Below are 20155 nucleotides of genomic sequence, written 5' to 3'. Positions count from 1 at the left end.
ATTTTTATAGGCATTTTGTATGATGTTTGTAGAAAGCGCATTCATAAATGAAATAAACGGGTTGTTACTGTTAAATCAGGCAAAACCGATTCCTTACATGGGAAAAGGTTTTGCCTTTTTGTGTGTAGTTCTTGGGGGTGAATAAAGTGAAGATCGTTAAAATACTAAATAACAACGTCATAATATCCAAAAAGGATCAAGAAGAAGTTATCGTTGTGGGACGCGGGATTGCTTTTAATAAGCGAATCGGGGAAAACATCGATAAAGAACTGATAGAGAAAATCTTCACTTTAGAAGACCAGGATATTACTAAAAAGTTCAAGACCTTAATTGCAGATATTCCTGTGGAGTATATGGAGTTATCCGAACAGATAATAGAATATGCCAAGCAAAAACTTGGTAAGAAGTTAAATGACAGTATCTACATTTCGCTTACTGACCATATCCATTTTGCGATTGAACGGTATAATCTCAATCTACCCATCAGGAATGGACTTCTCTGGGAGACCAAGAATTTATACAGAGAAGAATTTGAGATTGGTATTGAGGCACTCAATATGATTTGTGAAAGTTTTAATATTATATTGCCGGAAGATGAGGCTGGTTTTATAGCACTTCATATAGTGAACGCTCAGTATGATGAAGATATGAGTAGCACTGTAGATATGACTAAGGTGATTCAAGATGTGTTAACGGTGGTGAAATATCACTATAAGATTGACTTTGATGAAAAATCATTAAATTATCACCGCTTTATCACCCACTTGAAATTTTTTGCTCACCGTTTAGTTAAAGGAGAGCATTATAAAAATGATCCAGAAAACGAGCTTCTACAGGTCATTATTAATAAGTATCCGGATGCATACGAATGTGCATTAAAGATTAAGAAGTTTGTGGAGAAGCAATACCGTTATGAATTAACAGATGAAGAAACGCTTTATATAACGATTCACGTGGAACGAGTTGTGAAAAGCTAAATATTTATTAGGGTTGTTACTTTTCAGGCAAAACCTAAATTACTAATATGACAAATTGCTTGTTATTTAGTAGTTTAGGTTTTTTTATACTAATGGAGGTGTATAGAATGGGTTACCAAAATCTCGCCAAAGAAATTATAGAACTAGTTGGCGGCAAGGAAAATGTTAAAAGTGTTACTCACTGTATTACTAGATTGCGTTTTATCCTAAAGGATGAATCAAAAGCAGATACGAATGCACTGAATAATCATGAAGGGGTAGTTACAGTTAGAAAAGCTGCTGGTCAATACCAAGTAGTTATTGGAAACCATGTACCAGATGTCTATCAAGCTGTAATACAAGAGGGTGGTTTTGCTGCTTCAAAACCAGCACAAGAAGATAACGAAGAGAAAAAAGGTATATTTGCAAAATTTGTTGATATTGTATCCAATATATTTATACCAGTTCTACCGCTTTTAATGGCAACAGGTATTATTAAGGGGTTTAACGCATTATTCCTATCATTGGGATGGATCAAAGATACAGAAGGTGCTTATTTACTACTAAACGCTATAGGAGATGGGTTCTTTAAGTTCCTGCCAATCTTCTTAGGGTATACAGCGATGAAAAAATTCGGAGGAACACCGTTCTTAGGTATGGCGATTGCAGCAGCACTTGTCCACCCAAGTCTTGCTGGTATCCGATCCGGTGAAGCAATTATGACGTTATTTGGAGGGACTGTACTAGAGTCTCCTGTCCAGATTACATTCTTTGGAGTTCCAGTAATCTTAATGGATTACCTGTCTAGTGTTGTTCCAATTATTCTCGCAACCTACTTTGCAGCTAAGTTAGAAAAGAAATTCGCCCAAATTATTCCTGGAGTAGTTAAGTCGTTTGTCGTTCCGTTACTAACGTTAATTGTGATCGTTCCGTTAACATTCCTTCTTATTGGTCCAATTGCAACATGGGCGGCGCAATCTATTGGTCAAGGAGTACAATCCCTTTATGAAGCTGCTCCGTTAGTAGCAGGTTTAGTAATTGGGGGCTTTTGGCAGGTGCTCGTAATCTTTGGTGTCCACTGGGGACTTATCCCGATTTATTATAATAATCTAGCAGTTATGGGATCAGATATGCTCGTTGCGATGACCTTTGCAGCTTCATTTGCACAAATTGGTGCCGTACTAGGTGTACTTGTATTAACAAAGAACAAAAAATTAAAATCCCTAAGTGTTCCTGCTTTTATCTCTGGTTTCTTCGGAGTAACAGAACCAGCCATTTACGGAATAACTTTACCACTAAAAAGACCATTTATCATAAGCTGTATTTCTTCTGCAGTTGGTGGGGCTATTATTGCGCTTACAGGAGCAGCCCTATACAGTGCTGGACCATTAGGTGTCTTTAAAATACCAACATTTATAAATCCAGAACACGGGATTGACGCTGGTTTCTGGGGAATGATTGTATCTATAGTGGTTGCGTTTGTACTAGCTTTTGTTCTTACTTTATTTTTCGGCAATGTTAACAAAAAGGGAGATAATGAGGCTGTTGTGGAAGATCCCAAAAAGCCAGAAACATTAGATGTTACTAGTGAAGATATGGTAAGCCCTATAAATGGACAACTAGTTGATTTATCTAATGTACCTGATAATGTCTTTGCAACCGAATCAATGGGGAAGGGGATTGGAATTATCCCAACAGAGGGCAGAGTTGTTTCACCAGTAAACGGGACGGTCACTACTCTTTTTAAGACGAAGCATGCGATCGGTATTACATCTGATCATGGAGCAGAAGTACTAATCCACATAGGTGTCGATACAGTCCAGTTAGAAGGAGAGCACTTTATAGCACATATAAAGCAAGGGGACCGTGTTAATAAAGGTGATTTGTTAATCGAGTTTGATATAGAAAAAATAAAAGAGTCAGGTTATTCGCTAACAACACCAGTTATTATTACAAATAGTGGTAGCTTTCAAGATATCGTTACGACAAAAGAGAATGAAATACGAGAACTAGACCTACTCATACAGACTGTAAAGTAATCAAAATAAGGAAATATGGTATCAACTCTTGCAAGAGATACCATATTTCTTTCCTTATTATTCATAGGTAACAGACAGCATGTTAGTTTTAAAGGAGGAAACTCAATGGTGAAGGACTCTAATTCATTTCCAGAAACGTTTTTATGGGGTGGTGCCTTAGCCGCCAATCAGGTCGAAGGCGGGTATTTAGAAGGTGGTAAAGGGTTAACCACTGTTGATTTAATGCCCACTGGAGAGGAAAGGCAGACTATTTCAAAAGGGTACATAAGTAATTTTACACCTAAACAAGATGTTTATTACCCCTCGCATGAAGCGGTAGACTTTTATCATCGTTTTGAAGAAGACATTGCCCTGTTTGCAGAAATGGGGTTTAAAAGCTTACGGTTATCCATTGCTTGGTCTAGAATATTTCCTACCGGAGAAGAGGATCAACCTAACGAGGTGGGTTTGCAGTTTTATGATCAAGTATTCGATGAGCTGCTGAAGTATAACATTGAGCCTGTTGTTACTTTATGCCATTTTGATGTACCTGTTTTCCTTGTAGAGAAGTATGGAAGTTGGAAAAGCAGAGAAATGGTTAATCTATTTGAGAAATATGCAAAAACAGTGTTCGAGCGTTATAAGAATAAGGTAAAGTATTGGATGACATTTAATGAAATAAATATGCTGCTTCATCGCCCGTACATGGGGGCAGGTATAACTTTGGTAGGAGAAAATCAGATTAATCAGGTCCTTTATCAAGCAGCTCACCATCAATTAGTAGCAAGTGCTCTTGCTGTAAAAGCCGGACACGAGATAAATCCGGATTTTAAAATAGGCTGTATGTTAGCAGCTGGTGCAACTTATCCTTATACCTCTAACCCAGATGACTACTGGAAAGCAATGGAGAAAGACAGAGAATCATTTTTCTTTATTGACGTCCAATCTCGAGGAGAATACCCCGGTTATGCTAGAAGGTTTTTCCGGGACGAGGGTTTAGACATTTTGATGGAACCTGGGGATGTAGATATATTAAAAGAAGGAACTGTGGATTATATAGGGTTTAGCTATTATTCTAGTCGTTGCACAAGTACAGACCCAGAAGTCTTAAAAGGAGCCATTTCAGGCAATATATTCGGATCTATTAAGAACCCATATACAAAAGCCTCTCAGTGGGGCTGGACGATTGACCCTAAAGGGCTAAGAATTACAGCTAATCAGCTTTGGGATAGGTATCAGAAACCATTATTTGTTGTCGAAAATGGACTTGGTGCAGTAGATGTTCCAGAGGAAGATGGAACAATAAACGATGATTATCGGATTGAGTATTTGAGAGAGCATTTTATAGAAATGAAAGAGGCAATTCAGGATGGTGTAGACATCATCGGCTATACTAGCTGGGGTCCTATCGATATTGTTAGTGCGTCTACAGGAGAAATGAAAAAAAGATACGGATATATTTATGTAGATAGAGATAATGCTGGGAATGGGACTATGGAAAGAAGACGAAAGAAATCGTTCTATTGGTATAAAGATGTTATTCGTTCAAATGGTGAAAAGCTATAATGTTACAACAGGATAGAGAAATACAATGTTTTTTAGATAGAAAGCGACCAGTGCTGTTTCTGGTCGCTCCTTTATTTCATTAGCTAACCACTTTCTACTTTCTAACGACAGGAATCCACATTTCCCCAACAAGTAAATCGTCCCGCTTCCCGATTACAACAGTTGCATTAGGACCACCGACATAGGCTACCTCGCTTACTTCTGGTAATACTTGACCAAAAGCAAGGCCAGTCAGCTTATCATTTAACTCGCTAGTCGTTTTTCCTTCCCCTTTTACGACAAGATATTCTCCTTTAGGAAACTGGATAAGTCTCGACGCTTCTGGAAGTGATTCCTCTGTCATGACACCTGCATAGAACATTATCCTGTTATTCACGGCTTCATTTACGGCAAATACATAGTCATTCATAGCAATGTTTTTTAACGTATCTAATGTTCCATCCTCACTAACGGTCTCCCAAAAATCTGCCTTTTCCTTATTTAAGCTAGCAAAATCTCTGTAATCACTCTTTAGCTCTGTTCCAAAACCTAGAACCGTAAAGCTGTCCTTCTCTTCTAATGTGTAATTTGTCATCCGTAAACCCTTCCTTCTCTTTTATTTTCAAACGTTGTCTTGTTTATCTGATAGCTTTATACTAATCATAAATCATGTCAAAAAATGATACTGTTTAGGAGTTATTATGAAGAAAGTGGAACGAATTAATACAATGATGCGGTATATCAACAATCGCGCCCATTTTACAATTTCAGAAATCATGCAGGAATTCAATATCTCCCGTTCTACCGCGATACGAGATATTAGAGAAATCGAGGCGATGGGGATGCCGCTAGTGGCTGAGGTTGGCAGAGCTGGGGGTTATTTTGTGATGCACAACTCCGTTCTACCTGATGTGCACTTTACGGATAGTGAGGTCAAAGCACTGTTTATTGCGTTTATGGCGACAAGGAATCAACAGCTCCCCTATTTAAAGAGTCGCCAATCTCTAACAGAGAAGTTACTTGGCCTCATTTCCGAAACTCAGCAAGATGATCTTGTTCTTTTAAATGAGATATTTCTTTTTGAGGGAACGAACCCACATAATCCAGATCTACTAGATTTGTCAGACTTGCCACATCCCATATTAGAAAAACTCATTCAATTGCTTCTCCAGGATAGATATTTATTAATTACCATAAAGGAAGCGAAGACAGTACGGTCCTTCCCGATTTACCTCATGCATCTTTATCATGAGAAAAGCTTCTGGTTTATCGACGGTTTTCATATAGAGGAAGAAAAGAAGCAGATTATTCCTGTTGACCATCTCACAGATGTCCATCCTTACTCTGTTAAAGATAGTGTACGTAAGAAAAAGATTTTAGTAAAAAAAAGCATTCAAGAAAAAACGACCAACCTTGTTCTTGAACTTGGTCCAAAAGCTATTAATCAATATAAAAAATACCATCCAGTAAAGCTTTCCTTATCTTATACAAATCCCTACCAGACAACAGCGCTTATAGAGACATTTATCGATGTGCATGATTCAGAAGGACGAATCGAAATGATAAATTGGCTCCTTTTCTTAGGTGAGGATATGAGGATTCGTGAAGCGCCTTCTGAAGTGATAGAGGGGATACGAAAGAGGTTGAGTCTATTTTAATGAGGGTAAAAGGAGAATGTACATAGTATGAGCATTCTCCTTATAAATTTAAACTTGCACTTCACTCATCAATGCGTGGGTATTCCCTTCCGTATCCTTGAAAAACACCATCCATGTCTCCGTATGTTCCATTTTTGCTACCACATGAGGTTCATCAATAAAGTGGACGTCTTTATTGACTAAATACTTGTAAGTTGTGTTCAAATCCTCTACTTGAAAATAAATAACAGAACTTGAATGAGCAAATTCCTCTTTTTCTGGAAGACTTAACAGGACCCGCAATCCACCACAATCAAAAAATGCCATACTATCCGTGTTAAATAAAAGGGGGAGTCTTAGCTTATCTTTATAAAAGTCCAGTGCGCGGTCTAAATCTTTAACAGGTACACCAATTTGTCCAACGGTTTTTATCATACATTCAGTCTCCTTCTACATTCTCTAACGTATTAAATTCTTCATAAACCAAGAAAATCCTTGTTTTGTGGATTATGGATAACTGTAAAATTGTGATAAGATGGAAGAGAAGAAACGTTTTTGTACAACAAAAGCATGAAGGGGGCATTTCAAATGGACCAAAATCAATGCGTGCTTATGGACCAAAAAAAGCAGATTAATTTAAAGGTGGAAAAAGCTACTTTTTATTTACAAGGCCAAATCATAGAAGCATTTAATGAAAAAAATGAGGTTTATTATCTGTTTTTCTATAAACATCAATTCCTTACTGCAGCAAAGGCTAAAAAACTTCGCCGCCAATCCTACATTGAGCATGCTTTTAAGGAAGGTATCATTTTTAACAGTCCTCACCCACTTGTCGATATTCTACTTTCATCCAATCAGCCATTACAAAAAGTCAGTTTCCAACCATTATTAGAAAAACTTGATAAGCATTATTCTCCACAGGAAAAAGCGAGCATCCTCACCTTCTTCGAATCCTTTATATCCAAAAAGCGTTTATTTACCGAAATTACTTCCGTTTATTATGAATATCGTCGAAATGGTCAATACTTTTCTGCCTATCGGATCATCCGAATATTAATGGATTTTGCTCCAAACAGTAGTACGCTAAAATCACTGGCAAGCGATATGAATTTCAAAAAATATGCTGCACTTTATAACCAAGAGTCCGAAGAAATTTTGGAGAAAGACATTATTTTTGCAGAAAAAGTCTTCTATTCCCAGAAAGAAAACGATACATATTTCCATCAGCTTGAACATTTACTAGAACAAGATTCTAGATGGATGGATTTAATGGCCTTATATATCTACAGATTAACTTCTACTCCTTCCAATACTGATTATGCCTACCTTTTAAGACTGCTCAATCAGTATGTAAACGAAAACGAAGCGGCTGATATTCTGGAAGCATTATGCCCTTCACTAGATAATTTCCTTCCTTTACAACAAGATTTATTGAATAAATATATGGAAACACGTAACGTGCAGAAGATTTTCGATATGATACAACAATATAATTTTACTTTAAATGATTCTTCCACCGTTCGTAGGATTGGAACTATGCTAGAGGAACTAGATATAGAAACTTCCCATGTAAGTCCCGACATACTCCCTACCCTTTTAAAACCATATGTAGAACTTTTCCCTGTCCCAGGTGAAAAGCTCCTCTATACATGGGTAATCTCACTTATGAAGACACATGAACTTTCTTATATCCAAAAATGGTTAAAACCATTAAAAGAGAATCCTAAACATCTGCAAATATTCGGGAAAATGAATACGATGGAACGGATTTATAATGATCCCGATGAAATGCAAACACTGGGAGAGCTATACTATGAATTTAAACAACTAGACAAAGCAATTGAATGCTTCAGTTGGGAAATGGAGCTGGACCCGACGAGTCCTAAACCACCGCATTGGTTAGCTAAAACGTATAGAGATAAAGGGATGAACTACGAATCAGACGCTTATCAGCAGTTAAGTATGGACCTTCAAAAGGGCTTAAGTGGATAAAGATCAAAAAAGAATTATCACATTATCAACACCTATTATATGGCGAATATGGACAAGTAAATAGTATTCTCATTCTACTATTTGGAGTAATTTCTCCTGATAAACAAGTTCCTTTAAGAAAACAAAACAGCACCCTCTAAGCTTGATCGAGAGTACTGTTTTATTTGAATGTCTATATGACGATGTGGTGCAGAATTTGTTTCCTTCAATAGTCTCCGTTAACTACAAAAACGAGCCCAATTTACCTCTAGCCCTTTGGAGGATAGTGACAAATCATTTTTTAAATGCATTCTGTAACACCCGAAACCACCAAAACCCAATATACAGTAGGACACATAGTAAAAACCATGCTACGAAAATTCCTTCTCTAAGCCCATAGAAAAAATGCTCAAACTCATTATGTGTAGGTTTACGTTCCATGCTATACATCATAAAAACGAAAACAAGAACAATTGAAAGTATCACCGCAAACGTAGATAGCAACCGATTTATATTCCCCTTAACAATGAAAATAATCCCGTAAATTACTGTTAGAGCAAGTAGTCCATAATAGATTACCCAAACGTAACTAGGTAATGTCATATATTACTTATCCCCCTTCGTTTAATAAAATAGTAAACTTAGGATACAAATACTAGTACTTTCTCTCATAAATACTGAAAATTCAAACAGATGTGTATAAAGCTATTATACAAATATATCCAGTTAATATCCATCATATTTTCAGTCTTAACTCTATTTCACTATACATATTACAATTTTTACCGTATGTAATACAGAAAATTATATGTTGGGGCTAATCTAACAGATGAGAGCAAGAAAAAAGGCTGGTTCATGACAGCAATTGCCGTCGCACTGGTCAGACAAAACATAGGGGATATAGGGTGAACTACGAATCAAATGTTTATCAGTTAGGTCTGGACCCTTAAGAAGCTTAACCGGGCTAGTCGGTCTAAGGATAACATTAGATTATAGACGATCCCCTTTTTCTTCACAAAAATCACAACGATTAGGTAAAATAGATATAACAAATTTATAAGATGATAAGGAGATGGATTATGTCCCAGACCTTGCAACAAGAATCCCAAAAAATAGCTGAATTCTGTGAAACGGTTTTAAACCTTAAACAAGTAAAGCTCCCTGATGAATATTACTACTCTAGCCTCCCGCTATGTGTGATAGACTCTGTTTTTTCAATAGGAGTTCGTTATGAAGGCGTTAGAAATACGGTGACCAGATTTTGCCGTTTTTTTAGTCTTAATAAGGAGCGCTCGGGTACAGAAATACCGGAGGAAGGGGAACAATATTCAATCGAACAGTATCTACATTCTTTCGAGAAAATGGGATTAGATACATTTGTTGCGGAAATATTCAAAAATAAACAAAGAACTTCTCCGACAAATGGAATATTAAAGGCGGAAGCGGTTTATAGGTTTTGTAAAGTTTTACATAGGTATGGCGTTAATTATCTTCAAGACGTTACCAAAGTATATGGAAACGAAGAATTTGAGCGTGAAATTAAAGCGATACCAGGACAAAAAAGTGGGATTTCCCTTGTCTACTTTTATATGTTGGCCGGAGATGACCAATGGATAAAACCAGACAGAATGATTGTGCGATTCTTGGAAAAGGCGCTCCAAAGAAAAGTTAGGCTTGAAGAAGGACAAAGCTTGTTGAATGAAACAACCAATATTCTCGTACATAAATATTCGAATATAACCCCACGCTTACTCGATTATCAGATTTGGGATTTTGAAAGAAGCAGTTATTAACGGTATGGGTTTTAAAAATTGTCTAGACACATCCATATTATGGATGTGTCATTTTTGTAAAGCACCCTTTACAGTAAAGGGTGCTTTACATTATAATGAGTCTATAGAGGGGAATGATGGTTTGTATGGAAAATCGAATAAAGGAATTAAGACAGGAAAAAGGAATCTCTCAAGAACAAATGGCGGAAATGCTGGGTGTGTCTCGTCAGACGATTATTTCAATCGAAAAGGGTCGCTACAATCCGTCCTTACCTCTCGCAATTCGAATTGCACGCTGTTTTGATACAAATGTAGAAGAGGTTTTTCAATTAGAAGAATAATGGAAGAGCATAACAAAAGGTCTTTCAGTACACAGGAGGATGTATGATGAAGTTAAGTAATAAAGCAGGAAGAAGATTGTTTTTGATAAGTGGAATTGTATTCTTAGCCTATACACTTCTTATCGGGTATGCAAGCATATCATCAGGTACTTTTTTTGTAGGGCATGAGCTAGTTCATGTGAGTATGACAGTGATGAGTTTTTGTCTGGCCTATCTTTATCCTCAATTTAAAGAAAACGATGAACGTACAAAGAGAATCCGCGAAAGAGGAATGTTTTTTAGCTACTTCTTTATTTTAGGGTATATGGTTATTCTTATGTCTCTATTTCAATATAATGTGCTAGATTTAAATGGGTACCAGACCGTTAGTTTGTTGGCGATGTTAACCATCGTAACGGTGTTTTCTTCCTTTGTAATTTTATCTAAACGGTACTGAAAAGGGAGGAACCATTTACTGTATATACATGAGAAGCTGGAACTACTTTGGATTCCAGCTTCCTATATTAAGGGAACAATACGTCTGTACAATTTTACTTCCTATTCGATATGGATACTTTTTTCTTTTTTATAGGCCTAAAATAGAGTGTGACATATGTATCTTGAAGTAACATTCATCGAAACGAATGAGTTCGTGAATTAGAAGCTTTTTAACCAATTCAAAATAGCGTGTACAGTATCCATATATCTTTGCCCTATAAGGACACCTGTATGGGTTGTGTTCCAAAGTCCTAGATATTCAGCAGAAAGATGGTCTGCGGTTAATCTACCTTGGTGGTCATCAAGTTCGTTGTTGACTGCTTTAATAACCAAAGATGGACAAGTAATGGAATGACTGTCTATAGATACTCCATTGGATTCACTGGTAAAAGAAAAAGAGCGAACTGCATGTGCTGATTCCATCGTTAAATATTTTCTTTGGAATTCAATGTCCTCGGTGGTCTCATCTATGCTTGAAAATTCCTCTCGTGCTGGAGCGGGAACTATAATCTCATGTATTGCTTTACCTAACTCTTTGTATGGAGCTTTATCATGAACCTCTTTACTTAAAACGGAATCGATCAAAACCATCCCAGCAATTTCAGTGGTTTCAGCCAACTTTTGAGTCAATATTCCCCCCATACTAAAACCAATTAGGATTGGTGGAACAGCACACTCTTTCATAATTTCTCTTATATCCTCCATATAATCTTCCAAAGTTATTCTAGTCATATCCAGTAGTCTACTTTTGTAGTGGCTTCTCAAGTTCATGACATAACAATTCCATCCTTTTTCAACAAAGTGAGGAATGAATTTACTCCACATCCAACTTCCTGTATAGGCACCGTGGACAAAAAGTAATGGAGGTCTATTTTCAGTATTTCTCCCTTCAAATATCTCTAGAAATAAATGATTTTCTCCAATGTATTTTTCGATATGATCCGGTACCTGTTTCGTGTAATCTATCATATGGTTTCTCCTCCTTGAGAATATATTAGTTTGATATCAAACTTTTTATATAAAAATAAAAGGCAAAATTAAAAGTTGCCATTTATTTTGTTTAGGATAGTAAGTAAATCTTTTTGCTCTTTAGTTGGAATATTTGAATAGAACACACTTAACACTTTATTTGATATGGATTCAAATGTTGGTTTTAAATCCATTCCCTTCTCCGTTAAGGCAACATAAACAATTCTTGCATCATGTCTGTCTCTTTCCTTCATCACATACCCGAGACGAACCAATTTTTCAACAAGTGCTGTAACTGTAGATTTATCCTTTTGAATTCTACTTGAAATTTCAGCCATTGTAAGCCTAGGTGTGTAAAATAAAGCATAGAGGATATCGCCGTGTGAGGTACCGATACCATCTATTCCAGCCTTCTCCATCTCTGATAAAATAAATCGATTCACTTTGTCTCTAATTTTAGAAAGTAATGATATTGCATCTCTCGTTTCCATAGTTATATTATAGTTTGGTATCAAACTAATTACAATATAAAATAAACTATGTATTAGAAAAGATGATCCTCCTAGTTATCAGGGTTAGGTAAATAAAAGGAGAAGATTTTCAAATCCTTCTCCTTGCAACATCAGTGGCTGTGTTTTAAAGTCACTTACTCATGTTTAGTTAGGATATATTTAAAATCCTTCATCGTATAAGAAGGCAATATAGCCTGTCTTGGTATTTCTAACGTATGCTGTGTAGGTTCAGCATACCCAGCTTTAACGGTAAACGCCATTTTCATATCCAATTCCTTTAATATGTTTAGTGTCGTCGTACTATATTCTCCGTAGGGAGCTGCAAACGCTGTTGAGTTTCCAATTTGTTTGCTTGCTTTAGCAAGGTCTTTTTTCACTTTATCTGGACTATACGCTTTTAAGTATGCAGTTCCTTTATTATTTTTTTGATGTAAAGAATGGGTATGATTTCCGTAATCAAACACATCTGTTGATCGATTAATTTCTTCTATGCTTGCATATTGGTGATCGGATGGATCATATTCAACCGTTTTATCTGTAATTCGCCCTGTAATAATAAAGTGAACCGCGAAGAATCCATGCTGTTTCAATACAGGGTAGGCAAATTCAAAGACATTCTTATAGCCGTCATCGAATGTAATTAAAACACTTTTTTCTGGTACTTTCTTCTTTTCGCTCATAAATAATTCAAATTCTTTAAGGGATAAAATCGGATAATTATTTTCTTTTAAATAGTTCATTTGCTCAGAAAAGTCTTCTAGTGTCACAATACTATCTTTTAATTCGCCGTTTTCGGCATAATGCTGTTCGTTTAGTTGTTTTTTGGGAATGATTTGGTGATACATAAGAACGGTTACTTTATCCGCATACTCTTTTACACCTGTAAAATCACGATTGACTTCAATCGCCGGGGCATCGAACTCATGATATGACGTTTTAGCTGATACAGGTGAAGACCAATAGCTTAATACATGGTTGTAAAGCAAATAACAGAGAGGAATCAAAACGATTAGAAATAGAAACGTAAACAATAGGTTAGATAACGTATATTTTTTCACTTTATTCTCCTCCGAGAGTATTGCGAGCCTGCACATGATTTGTTATCATAACGGGTTTCCCGATTCTTTCAGAGCGACTCCATCCTTCTTTATTGAAAAAGTAAAGGATGGTTCCAAAGGTCACAAATATGACTTCTGTAACTCGATAGACCATGATTTCAATGGGGAGAAAGAAGAGAAAGGAAATGTAATCTTTTAAACGATAAGCATGCCCATATCTTTTGGAAACTAACAAGGTTGCAAAATTGAGTAGCATAGCTAACCCAACCGATATAGAGAATAATAAAACATAAAATTCCCAATGGTTAATCGTTAGAATGGCAATGATAGGAATGAACAGGATGGGATAGGCAGAAATGGTACCAAGTAAGAGTGAGTCTAGTAGAACAAAGGTGGATGTTTTAAAATTCATTTTTCGATAGAAAGATTTGCTATAGTTAATAATGCAATCAATAAATGCTTTCTGCCAACGGATTCGTTGTTTATATAGACTTTTGAGACTAGAAGGACATTCGGTATAACACATTGCTTCAGGAACAAAAACAATTTTCTTCCCTTTTAAATCGGTTCCGATTAATTCTTGAATTCTTAATGTTATATCCATATCCTCGCCTACTGTTTTCCGATAACCTTTCACTTGAAATAAGATATCTTTTCGAAAGGCACCGAAAGCACCAGCAATAACAGTAAGCGATCCAAGTTTTGATTGTGTTACTTTGTTCATGTAAAAACCTGTTAAATATCGGACCACTTGAAAACGTATTAAGCCTGGTATTTTAAAACAAGGAGTAAAGGAATCTACGGTATGATGAAAGCCTTGAACAATGTGAACTAATCCACCAGCGGCTAATATAGATTTATTGGAAAAAATTCGATTCATCTCTTTTATGGAGGTAGATTCGAGGATGCTGTCTGCATCTAAGGTGACGACGAATTCTTTATGAGCATAATCTATTCCGGCATTTAGAGAATCCGCTTTTCCACCATTTTTTTTATCTAATACCCAAACATACGGGTATTTTGTTGATTGATAAACATTATGTATTTCCTCATATTCTAATAATTCTTGTTTTTGCCTAGAGGCTTTCACAAGCCCAAGATGTTTATGAAAGGTTTCCATTGTATCGTCTGTAGACCCGTCATTAATGAAAAGAACTTCTAGATTGGTATAATTCAAATTCAAAATGCCCATTAAACAATTTTTAATGACAGGCGTTTCGTTATAGGCTGGGATTAATATACTGAAGCCTTTTTCCTTGACCGGATAAACCTTTATCTTTGTTCTACTCGTGTAAAGCGGGATAAAAATGTAAAGCGTATGGAACAACATAAAAAGACCAAAAAAAATCAACGTGACAATTAACAACATGCACTTTCCTCCTAGTTTCTAAAACGCCTTCAGCATGGCGAAAAGGATATTTTTCCTTTTTGTTGTATAAGCCAAAAGTCATCTGACTGAACATCTTACCCTTTTAAGGTACAATCGTAGCTGTTCCTCACTCTCCCTTTTTCTCATAAACTCGGACATAATCTATATCAAATTGAACAGGAAACACCGTCGTATGATCGGGGTCCCCTGGCCATATTCCGCCAACAGCTGTATTTAAGTACAAATACATCCGTTCATTTGGAACACTAACTTCCGATTTAAATCTTTCTACACCGTCGATAAACCATGTAATGGAGTCGGGGGTCCATTCGATACCAAATGTATGATAGTCTGTAGAAAAGTTTGAACCTTTAAAGGAGCCGGAATTACTTTGTAAGTTTCCATTTGAGTCTAACCAATGGTGAACCATCCATATTTCATCCGGCCGGTGACCAAGCATTTCCATAATATCGATTTCAGGAAGCCATGTTTCCTCTTTATCCGTCATCATCCAAAATGCTGGGAATATTCCTTGTCCCGCTGGTAGCTTTGCCCGCATTTCGGCCTTTCCATATAAGAAGTCAAATTTCCCCTGTGTATGAACAGCTCCCGATGTATAATCCCTTCCTTTAAATGATTCCTGTCTGCTGGTCAACGTTAATACACCATTTTCTACTTTGACATTATCCGGTGAATAATATTGCAATTCGTTATTCTTATTTGCAGCCCAATCTTCTATGTTCCACTTACTGGAACTTAAGCAAAGCGAGTCAAATTCATCGTGCCAAATTAGACCCCATCCCTCTTGGTTCAGATTGGGGGGGATAGATGAATTCGTTTTTTCCTTACAAACATCTCCCTTATTTTGAATACTTGTTTCTATGTAACGACTAGGAGAGGTGGCGATATGGCTTGCTTTCCGGTCAAAGTAATAGTGGAAAAACACGAGAGCTATCAAGCAAAGGGATAAAAGAATAAACATCAACGAATAGAATGTTTTCATAAATAATTTTCACGCTCTTTCTGAGTCATATATAATTATTTATAAAAACAGGTTGGAAAATATTCCAAAATAATTTTAAATTTTGGAATAAAAAAAGGACCTTCGATGAGGTCCCTTGGTGCAAATGGTATATATGTATTAGTAGCTCTGCATCGTCTGATTTAAATCATCTGCTAATTCTGCTACTTTTGCCCCTGTATTGCCGATTTCTTTTAGTGTATTTGTAAATGTAATGATTTCTTCGTTATTTCGTTCATTCTTTTCTTTACTTGTTTTACTGGATTCAAGAATTTCTTGTAGGTTATTCAATGTATGTTGAACATTTTGGTTTACCGATATACTTTTAGAATCTACATCATTAATTTGCTCCACCATATCCTCGATATGACTCGTGATGGATCGAATCATTTCTGTTATATGACTGGAGGATGTTTTTGTTTGTTCGGCAAGCTTTCTAACTTCCTCTGCTACAACAGAGAATCCTTTTCCGTGCTCCCCTGCTCTAGCTGCTTCAATCGCAGCATTTAAGGCTAAAAGGTTCGTTTGCTCTGCAATGTCGGTAATAACAGCAATGATGTCCCCAATTTCTTTAGAATTGGCTTCGAGGGATCCAAAATTCGTTTTGATAATATTCACACTATCTTTTAAGGATACAGTCTCTTCTGTTACTAGGTCTAACTGTTGTTTTCCCGTTTGAGAAGTTTCTGCTGTGATAATGGATGACTGTAAACTATCTGCCAGATCCGACTTAATTGCTTCTGACCCTTTAATTGCATTTTCTACGGAATGACCAACCTCTTCTGACATACTAGCTAATTCTTCTGTAATAGGACCGATGGATTCTTTGATATTTTGCTTAGCAGTCTGTTCTTTCGTTGCTGCTTCCTCTTGCTGTAATTCTTGAAGAATAGAAAGGCATAGTTGCAATTCAAGGTTAAATATCTTCGTAATGACTTTAGATGCTAATACTAATGTGTCAATGTCGTCGCTATACCTTTCCTTTAAAATATCAAGAATGGTGTTTATAAACGCTTGATTCGTACAAATATACCATTTAACCTCCACACCAACCATTAAATAATACTTAGAGATGTTGTATCTTCTTTCGATAAAGTTATCATCAATAATTCCATCGAAAAAGCCAATCACATATTGCTGACATCCCTCTAAATCCACACCTATCGACGTCATATCCACTACTTTACGAATCCCATCAATAGGATGGTAATAGATAGGATTGTAAATTTTCTCAATGTTTTCTGCAATTAATGGTTGAAGAGCTTTTGCAACTGCTAAGTCATCTAACGAAAGGTCAATGACCGATAGCTGATCCGATAAGGTTTGGTTCTTACTGATGTCTATCTTTACATATTGCTTTTGTTTGTCTGCTTCTTCTCTTAAAGAAGGAGATTTTTTTTCTTTTCCCTTTTTTGTGAACATTCTTGAGGACTCCCTACTTTTAAATATATCAACATATTTTTATCGGTATAAAAAGGAAAATGTTAAATAGACTGGAAAACTTCTTTGTTTTGCTCCAACCTGCGATAATAAAGTGCAAGAAGCAAAGAAGGAATTGTACAAATAACCATTCCAATGAAGGCGTACCTAGGTTCTACCTCATATAAGAACCCACCGAATATGGTAAATAGTGCCGTCCCCCAGCTAAGTGCAAGTGCCGAATAAACCCCTTGTACTTTTGCAATATGTGTAGGTGGAACATGTGCAACTACATATTTCATAAACGCATAATGGGCCATTGCAAAGGAAAGTGCATGCAACGTCTGTGCGATGCAGAATATGACGACGCTTGGAAACGCAAATACGAGTATCCACCGAATTGTGGAGCCGATGGCTGCAATGGTAAGTAAAGCTCCAACTGAGAAATTGCCAAAGTGTTTGTCTGCGATAAAGAAAAATAAGATCTCTGCAAGCACAGCAATGTTAATAATTACTCCTATTAGGTAGGTTGGAGCATCTATTTCTTGTAAGTAAATATAGCCGTAATTGTAGTACGTAGCATGTGCTGATTGTAGTAAAAGGACAATGATAAGCACTAACCCAAAATGGCGAATGCGAAATACCTGAAGAATGCTCTCCTTATCTACTGAGCTTGGTTCCGGCTTTGCGGATAAAACTTCAGGCGCCCGCATCGTAGTTAGCCATACAAAGCCCATCACTCCAAGTAACAGAGCCCATAAAATCACTTCATCTCCAAAGTATCCTGTGAAAATAGTGATGAGCATTCCTATCGAGACAAATCCGATAGATCCCCACTGTCTGCTTCTTCCATAGTGCTTTAATTGATTGCTTTGTACGAGGACACCTGCAGCACTGTCCAATGCAGGCATCAAAGTCGGATAAAACAGATGTAACACAATAGTTACGAAGAGCAAACTGGAAAAGGAATGAGCAGGTATGTAACAGATAATCGCAAGAAAGGATCCGATTCCCGCGATTCGCAGTAACTGTTTACTGCTGAATATTCCAGATAGATATGGAAAGGCAAATAATGTAGAAATCCCTCTAGCTAGTAAGCCAAAACTCATAATGAAACTAGCTTGTGAAACGGTAATGCCTTTTGTATGAATCATCCACCCTGACCAATAGGGTAGAAAAATACCCCATGTTAAAAAGAAACTAAAAAAACGTACACTCATCCAACGCTGTGTATTCATTATGTATCCCCCTCTTTGGAATGCATGATATCATGGAGTGAGAGATAAATAATATGAGAAATCTCCTATTTTGAGGTGGAAGAATGGAAAATCTTAAAAAAGATACGAAGCAATTTTACCTGGATCGGTACTCCATTGAGCATTTATTTTCCTTTCCAGTTGAGGAGTTCATGGAAGTCCATGAATATCAACGCGATGATTGGATTATTCGAGAAGGCATGAGGCCAAAATATTTGTTTTATGTGATAAAGGGGCATGCCAAAATATATATCACGCATCAAAATGGAAAGGTATCCTTAATAAATTTTGTGAAGGAACAGGATTTTATCGGGGAAATGGAGCTATTAAACGATGAATATTATACGAAAGGGATACAGGCTTCTACGTCTACCATCTGTTTCGCACTCCCAATTTCTGTCTTCCGAAATTAATTGCTTCAGGATGCAAAGTTTCTAAGAGAATTAGCAAAATTTTTGAGTGTAAAGTCAACTTCTATGGCGGCCAAGTACACACAAAGTTTAGCTTTTCCACTAGAGAACAGACTTGCTGATTTTATCCTACAAACTGCTGATGAAGGGATTTACAAGGAAAAGCATGTGACGGTTTGTGATTATTTAGGTGTATCCTATCGTCATTTACTGCATGTGTTACATCAGTTTTGTGAGAAAGGGTATTTACAGAAGGAGGGACGAAACTATCGAGTGAGTCAGTATGATTCGTTGAAACGGCTTTCTGAAGTGTTAAGAAATAAATGAAGAGTAGGCATTTCTTGATTTATTTATATGTGTAAAAAGTATTTGACGAATCAGTTTCCTTATTTTAACATTTAAAGAGGATGTTATTGTAACGAAAGGATGGGAAAAAAGTGGAGATGCTTTTAACAAGTGTAGTCATACCCCTTATATATATTGTACTTATTGGTTTCTTCACAGGGAATAAAGAGTTCTTTGTTGGACCCAATGATGATGAACGAAAGAAAGTGATAAAACAAAAATCAGTTGTTCAGAGTTGGAGTACAATTTTGTTGTTGTTATTAACTAATTTCCTCTTTGATTTATTTAATTTACATCATGTTCCTTCACCAGAGTTTCCAGAACTATTATATCTAGTGATACTAGTAGTAAGCTATGTTATGTTCTTATTCATAAACAATAGGAAGATGAGCGCTTCATAGAATTTCTTTGGTCCAGAGGGAAAGACCATTCCTTATAGAAATCAACAACGAATATACATTAGCGCTCTTAGATAGTTTGCTACTCATACCAAGCTTTTGTAGGTCTATTTTCAGGAAAGCCATGCAAAGCTCTATACGCTTTTCTTTCATCGGTAAAATCAAACCACTGTTTGGTGCTAGTTGGGTTGTTTGCATAATAAATAACACAACGAAGTTGATCTTCCACACAACTGTCTGCCCAAACGCCTACTTGTGTTTCATATTGATCAAATAGCTCCGCGCCGTGTTTATTTTTTATTTCTTCTAAAGAGTAAATATGAAGTGTATAGACCAATTTCTCAGCTAGTTTATGGCCGATGGAGGGAACGGTCTGGAACTCTGCTATTCCTTTTAACGTTTTAGCCCGTGAATGAGGAGCGTTTAGAATAGTAGCGAGTTGATCTGTTTCCGTTGTATGTACTTCATTTATTTTAATTTTAGCCTTCCTAAGTAATGTCCTTTCCTCATTTGTTAATGGTAATTTGATAGATTTGGCCAAAATAGATTCCTCCTTTAGATGAAACGATTAGTTGACGAGCTTGTTTAAGTTCATTCCTATTTTAACATAATTTAACAGTTTAGCTTATGATTCATGAAAAAAAGGACCAAATCGCATTTGACTTGGTCCAAAAAATTACT

19 protein-coding genes and 1 pseudogene are annotated in these 20155 nt (G+C 36.5%); 9 read left to right on the top strand and 11 right to left on the bottom strand.

The features are described from left to right. Nucleotides 1-146 precede the first annotated feature (146 nt). The 3 genes from licT (at nucleotide 147) to ascB (ending at nucleotide 4540) form a co-directional block, all read left to right on the top strand. Nucleotides 147-977 (top strand): BglG family transcription antiterminator LicT, encoded by an 831-nt coding sequence (gene licT / locus FN924_RS18370; RefSeq protein ID WP_143896991.1) that lies wholly within the window; start codon nucleotides 147-149, stop codon nucleotides 975-977. Nucleotides 978-1084: 107 nt separating this feature from the next. Next, nucleotides 1085-2995: a beta-glucoside-specific PTS transporter subunit IIABC gene (locus FN924_RS18365; RefSeq protein ID WP_143896990.1), complete on the top strand. Its 1911-nt coding sequence runs from the start codon at nucleotides 1085-1087 to the stop codon at nucleotides 2993-2995. Between the two features lie 105 nt (nucleotides 2996-3100). After that, the gene (gene ascB / locus FN924_RS18360) at nucleotides 3101-4540 is read left to right on the top strand and encodes a 6-phospho-beta-glucosidase (RefSeq protein WP_143896989.1); all 1440 of its coding nucleotides are present in this window, start codon (nucleotides 3101-3103) and stop codon (nucleotides 4538-4540) included. 94 nt (nucleotides 4541-4634) lie between these two features. Here ascB and FN924_RS18355 read toward each other — a convergent pair whose 3' ends face one another. Then, the gene (locus FN924_RS18355) at nucleotides 4635-5114 is read right to left on the bottom strand and encodes a GyrI-like domain-containing protein (RefSeq protein ID WP_143896988.1); all 480 of its coding nucleotides are present in this window, start codon (nucleotides 5112-5114) and stop codon (nucleotides 4635-4637) included. A 106-nt stretch (nucleotides 5115-5220) separates the two neighbouring features. Here FN924_RS18355 and FN924_RS18350 point away from each other — a divergent pair, with 106 nt between their 5' ends. After that, nucleotides 5221-6177 (top strand): helix-turn-helix transcriptional regulator, encoded by a 957-nt coding sequence (locus FN924_RS18350; RefSeq protein ID WP_143896987.1) that lies wholly within the window; start codon nucleotides 5221-5223, stop codon nucleotides 6175-6177. Between the two features lie 48 nt (nucleotides 6178-6225). Here FN924_RS18350 and FN924_RS18345 read toward each other — a convergent pair whose 3' ends face one another. Next, nucleotides 6226-6591: a VOC family protein gene (locus tag FN924_RS18345; RefSeq protein WP_143896986.1), complete on the bottom strand. Its 366-nt coding sequence runs from the start codon at nucleotides 6589-6591 to the stop codon at nucleotides 6226-6228. A 153-nt stretch (nucleotides 6592-6744) separates the two neighbouring features. Here FN924_RS18345 and FN924_RS18340 point away from each other — a divergent pair, with 153 nt between their 5' ends. Further along, nucleotides 6745-8148 carry a hypothetical protein gene (locus FN924_RS18340; RefSeq protein WP_143896985.1) on the top strand — a complete coding sequence of 468 codons (1404 nt, stop codon included), beginning with the start codon at nucleotides 6745-6747 and terminating at the stop codon, nucleotides 8146-8148. A 273-nt stretch (nucleotides 8149-8421) separates the two neighbouring features. On the opposite strand, the gene FN924_RS18335 is transcribed toward FN924_RS18340, so the two are convergent. Next, nucleotides 8422-8730: a hypothetical protein gene (locus FN924_RS18335; protein ID WP_143896984.1), complete on the bottom strand. Its 309-nt coding sequence runs from the start codon at nucleotides 8728-8730 to the stop codon at nucleotides 8422-8424. Nucleotides 8731-9206: 476 nt separating this feature from the next. Here FN924_RS18335 and FN924_RS18330 point away from each other — a divergent pair, with 476 nt between their 5' ends. The 3 genes from FN924_RS18330 (at nucleotide 9207) to FN924_RS18320 (ending at nucleotide 10676) form a co-directional block, all read left to right on the top strand. After that, nucleotides 9207-9920: a hypothetical protein gene (locus FN924_RS18330; protein WP_143896983.1), complete on the top strand. Its 714-nt coding sequence runs from the start codon at nucleotides 9207-9209 to the stop codon at nucleotides 9918-9920. 125 nt (nucleotides 9921-10045) lie between these two features. Beyond that, the gene (locus FN924_RS18325; RefSeq protein WP_143896982.1) at nucleotides 10046-10240 is read left to right on the top strand and encodes a helix-turn-helix transcriptional regulator; all 195 of its coding nucleotides are present in this window, start codon (nucleotides 10046-10048) and stop codon (nucleotides 10238-10240) included. A gap of 46 nt (nucleotides 10241-10286) precedes the next feature. Continuing rightward, nucleotides 10287-10676 (top strand): hypothetical protein, encoded by a 390-nt coding sequence (locus FN924_RS18320; protein ID WP_143896981.1) that lies wholly within the window; start codon nucleotides 10287-10289, stop codon nucleotides 10674-10676. A 200-nt stretch (nucleotides 10677-10876) separates the two neighbouring features. Here the strand turns inward: FN924_RS18320 and FN924_RS18315 are convergent, their stop codons facing one another. The 7 genes from FN924_RS18315 to FN924_RS18285 all read right to left on the bottom strand — a co-directional run bounded on the left by FN924_RS18315 (nucleotide 10877) and on the right by FN924_RS18285 (nucleotide 18303). Further along, a complete protein-coding gene (locus FN924_RS18315; RefSeq protein WP_143896980.1) occupies nucleotides 10877-11686 on the bottom strand; it encodes an alpha/beta fold hydrolase in 810 nt (269 codons plus the stop codon). Between the two features lie 68 nt (nucleotides 11687-11754). After that, the gene (locus FN924_RS18310) at nucleotides 11755-12129 is read right to left on the bottom strand and encodes a MarR family winged helix-turn-helix transcriptional regulator (protein WP_228409513.1); all 375 of its coding nucleotides are present in this window, start codon (nucleotides 12127-12129) and stop codon (nucleotides 11755-11757) included. Nucleotides 12130-12332: 203 nt separating this feature from the next. Next, nucleotides 12333-13256 carry a polysaccharide deacetylase family protein gene (locus FN924_RS18305; protein ID WP_158634061.1) on the bottom strand — a complete coding sequence of 308 codons (924 nt, stop codon included), beginning with the start codon at nucleotides 13254-13256 and terminating at the stop codon, nucleotides 12333-12335. A gap of 1 nt (nucleotide 13257) precedes the next feature. After that, nucleotides 13258-14625 carry a glycosyltransferase family 2 protein gene (locus FN924_RS18300; RefSeq protein WP_143896977.1) on the bottom strand — a complete coding sequence of 456 codons (1368 nt, stop codon included), beginning with the start codon at nucleotides 14623-14625 and terminating at the stop codon, nucleotides 13258-13260. Nucleotides 14626-14752: 127 nt separating this feature from the next. Further along, a complete protein-coding gene (locus FN924_RS18295; RefSeq protein ID WP_228409512.1) occupies nucleotides 14753-15628 on the bottom strand; it encodes a glycoside hydrolase family 16 protein in 876 nt (291 codons plus the stop codon). A 138-nt stretch (nucleotides 15629-15766) separates the two neighbouring features. After that, a complete protein-coding gene (locus tag FN924_RS18290; RefSeq protein WP_143896976.1) occupies nucleotides 15767-17068 on the bottom strand; it encodes a globin-coupled sensor protein in 1302 nt (433 codons plus the stop codon). A gap of 62 nt (nucleotides 17069-17130) precedes the next feature. Beyond that, nucleotides 17131-18303 carry an MFS transporter gene (locus FN924_RS18285; RefSeq protein WP_143896975.1) on the bottom strand — a complete coding sequence of 391 codons (1173 nt, stop codon included), beginning with the start codon at nucleotides 18301-18303 and terminating at the stop codon, nucleotides 17131-17133. Between the two features lie 83 nt (nucleotides 18304-18386). Between FN924_RS18285 and yeiL the strand changes: the two are divergent. Beyond that, nucleotides 18387-19058, top strand: a pseudogene (gene yeiL, locus FN924_RS18280) (transcriptional regulator YeiL). A 498-nt stretch (nucleotides 19059-19556) separates the two neighbouring features. Here the strand turns inward: yeiL and FN924_RS18275 are convergent. Continuing rightward, complete coding sequence (locus tag FN924_RS18275; RefSeq protein ID WP_143896974.1) at nucleotides 19557-20015, bottom strand: helix-hairpin-helix domain-containing protein; 459 nt, start codon at nucleotides 20013-20015, stop codon at nucleotides 19557-19559. Nucleotides 20016-20155 lie beyond the last annotated feature (140 nt).

It is taken from the genome of Radiobacillus deserti, from assembly GCF_007301515.1.
Classification (GTDB): Bacteria; Bacillota; Bacilli; order Bacillales; family Amphibacillaceae; genus Radiobacillus; species Radiobacillus deserti.
This window is presented reverse-complemented; position numbering and strand designations above follow the sequence as displayed.

Excerpts from the sequence above, each read along its gene's own strand:
- FN924_RS18365 (WP_143896990.1), top strand. The coding sequence starts at position 1,085 with ATGGGTTACCAAAATCTCGCCAAAGAAATTATAGAACTAGTTGGCGGC.
- ascB (WP_143896989.1), top strand. The coding sequence starts at position 3,101 with ATGGTGAAGGACTCTAATTCATTTCCAGAAACGTTTTTATGGGGTGGT.
- FN924_RS18355 (WP_143896988.1), bottom strand. The coding sequence starts at position 5,114 with ATGACAAATTACACATTAGAAGAGAAGGACAGCTTTACGGTTCTAGGT.
- FN924_RS18350 (WP_143896987.1), top strand. The coding sequence starts at position 5,221 with ATGAAGAAAGTGGAACGAATTAATACAATGATGCGGTATATCAACAAT.
- FN924_RS18345 (WP_143896986.1), bottom strand. The coding sequence starts at position 6,591 with ATGATAAAAACCGTTGGACAAATTGGTGTACCTGTTAAAGATTTAGAC.
- FN924_RS18340 (WP_143896985.1), top strand. The coding sequence starts at position 6,745 with ATGGACCAAAATCAATGCGTGCTTATGGACCAAAAAAAGCAGATTAAT.
- FN924_RS18335 (WP_143896984.1), bottom strand. The coding sequence starts at position 8,730 with ATGACATTACCTAGTTACGTTTGGGTAATCTATTATGGACTACTTGCT.
- FN924_RS18330 (WP_143896983.1), top strand. The coding sequence starts at position 9,207 with ATGTCCCAGACCTTGCAACAAGAATCCCAAAAAATAGCTGAATTCTGT.
- FN924_RS18325 (WP_143896982.1), top strand. The coding sequence starts at position 10,046 with ATGGAAAATCGAATAAAGGAATTAAGACAGGAAAAAGGAATCTCTCAA.
- FN924_RS18320 (WP_143896981.1), top strand. The coding sequence starts at position 10,287 with ATGAAGTTAAGTAATAAAGCAGGAAGAAGATTGTTTTTGATAAGTGGA.
- FN924_RS18315 (WP_143896980.1), bottom strand. The coding sequence starts at position 11,686 with ATGATAGATTACACGAAACAGGTACCGGATCATATCGAAAAATACATT.
- FN924_RS18300 (WP_143896977.1), bottom strand. The coding sequence starts at position 14,625 with ATGTTGTTAATTGTCACGTTGATTTTTTTTGGTCTTTTTATGTTGTTC.
- FN924_RS18295 (WP_228409512.1), bottom strand. The coding sequence starts at position 15,628 with ATGAAAACATTCTATTCGTTGATGTTTATTCTTTTATCCCTTTGCTTG.
- FN924_RS18290 (WP_143896976.1), bottom strand. The coding sequence starts at position 17,068 with ATGTTCACAAAAAAGGGAAAAGAAAAAAAATCTCCTTCTTTAAGAGAA.
- FN924_RS18285 (WP_143896975.1), bottom strand. The coding sequence starts at position 18,303 with ATGAATACACAGCGTTGGATGAGTGTACGTTTTTTTAGTTTCTTTTTA.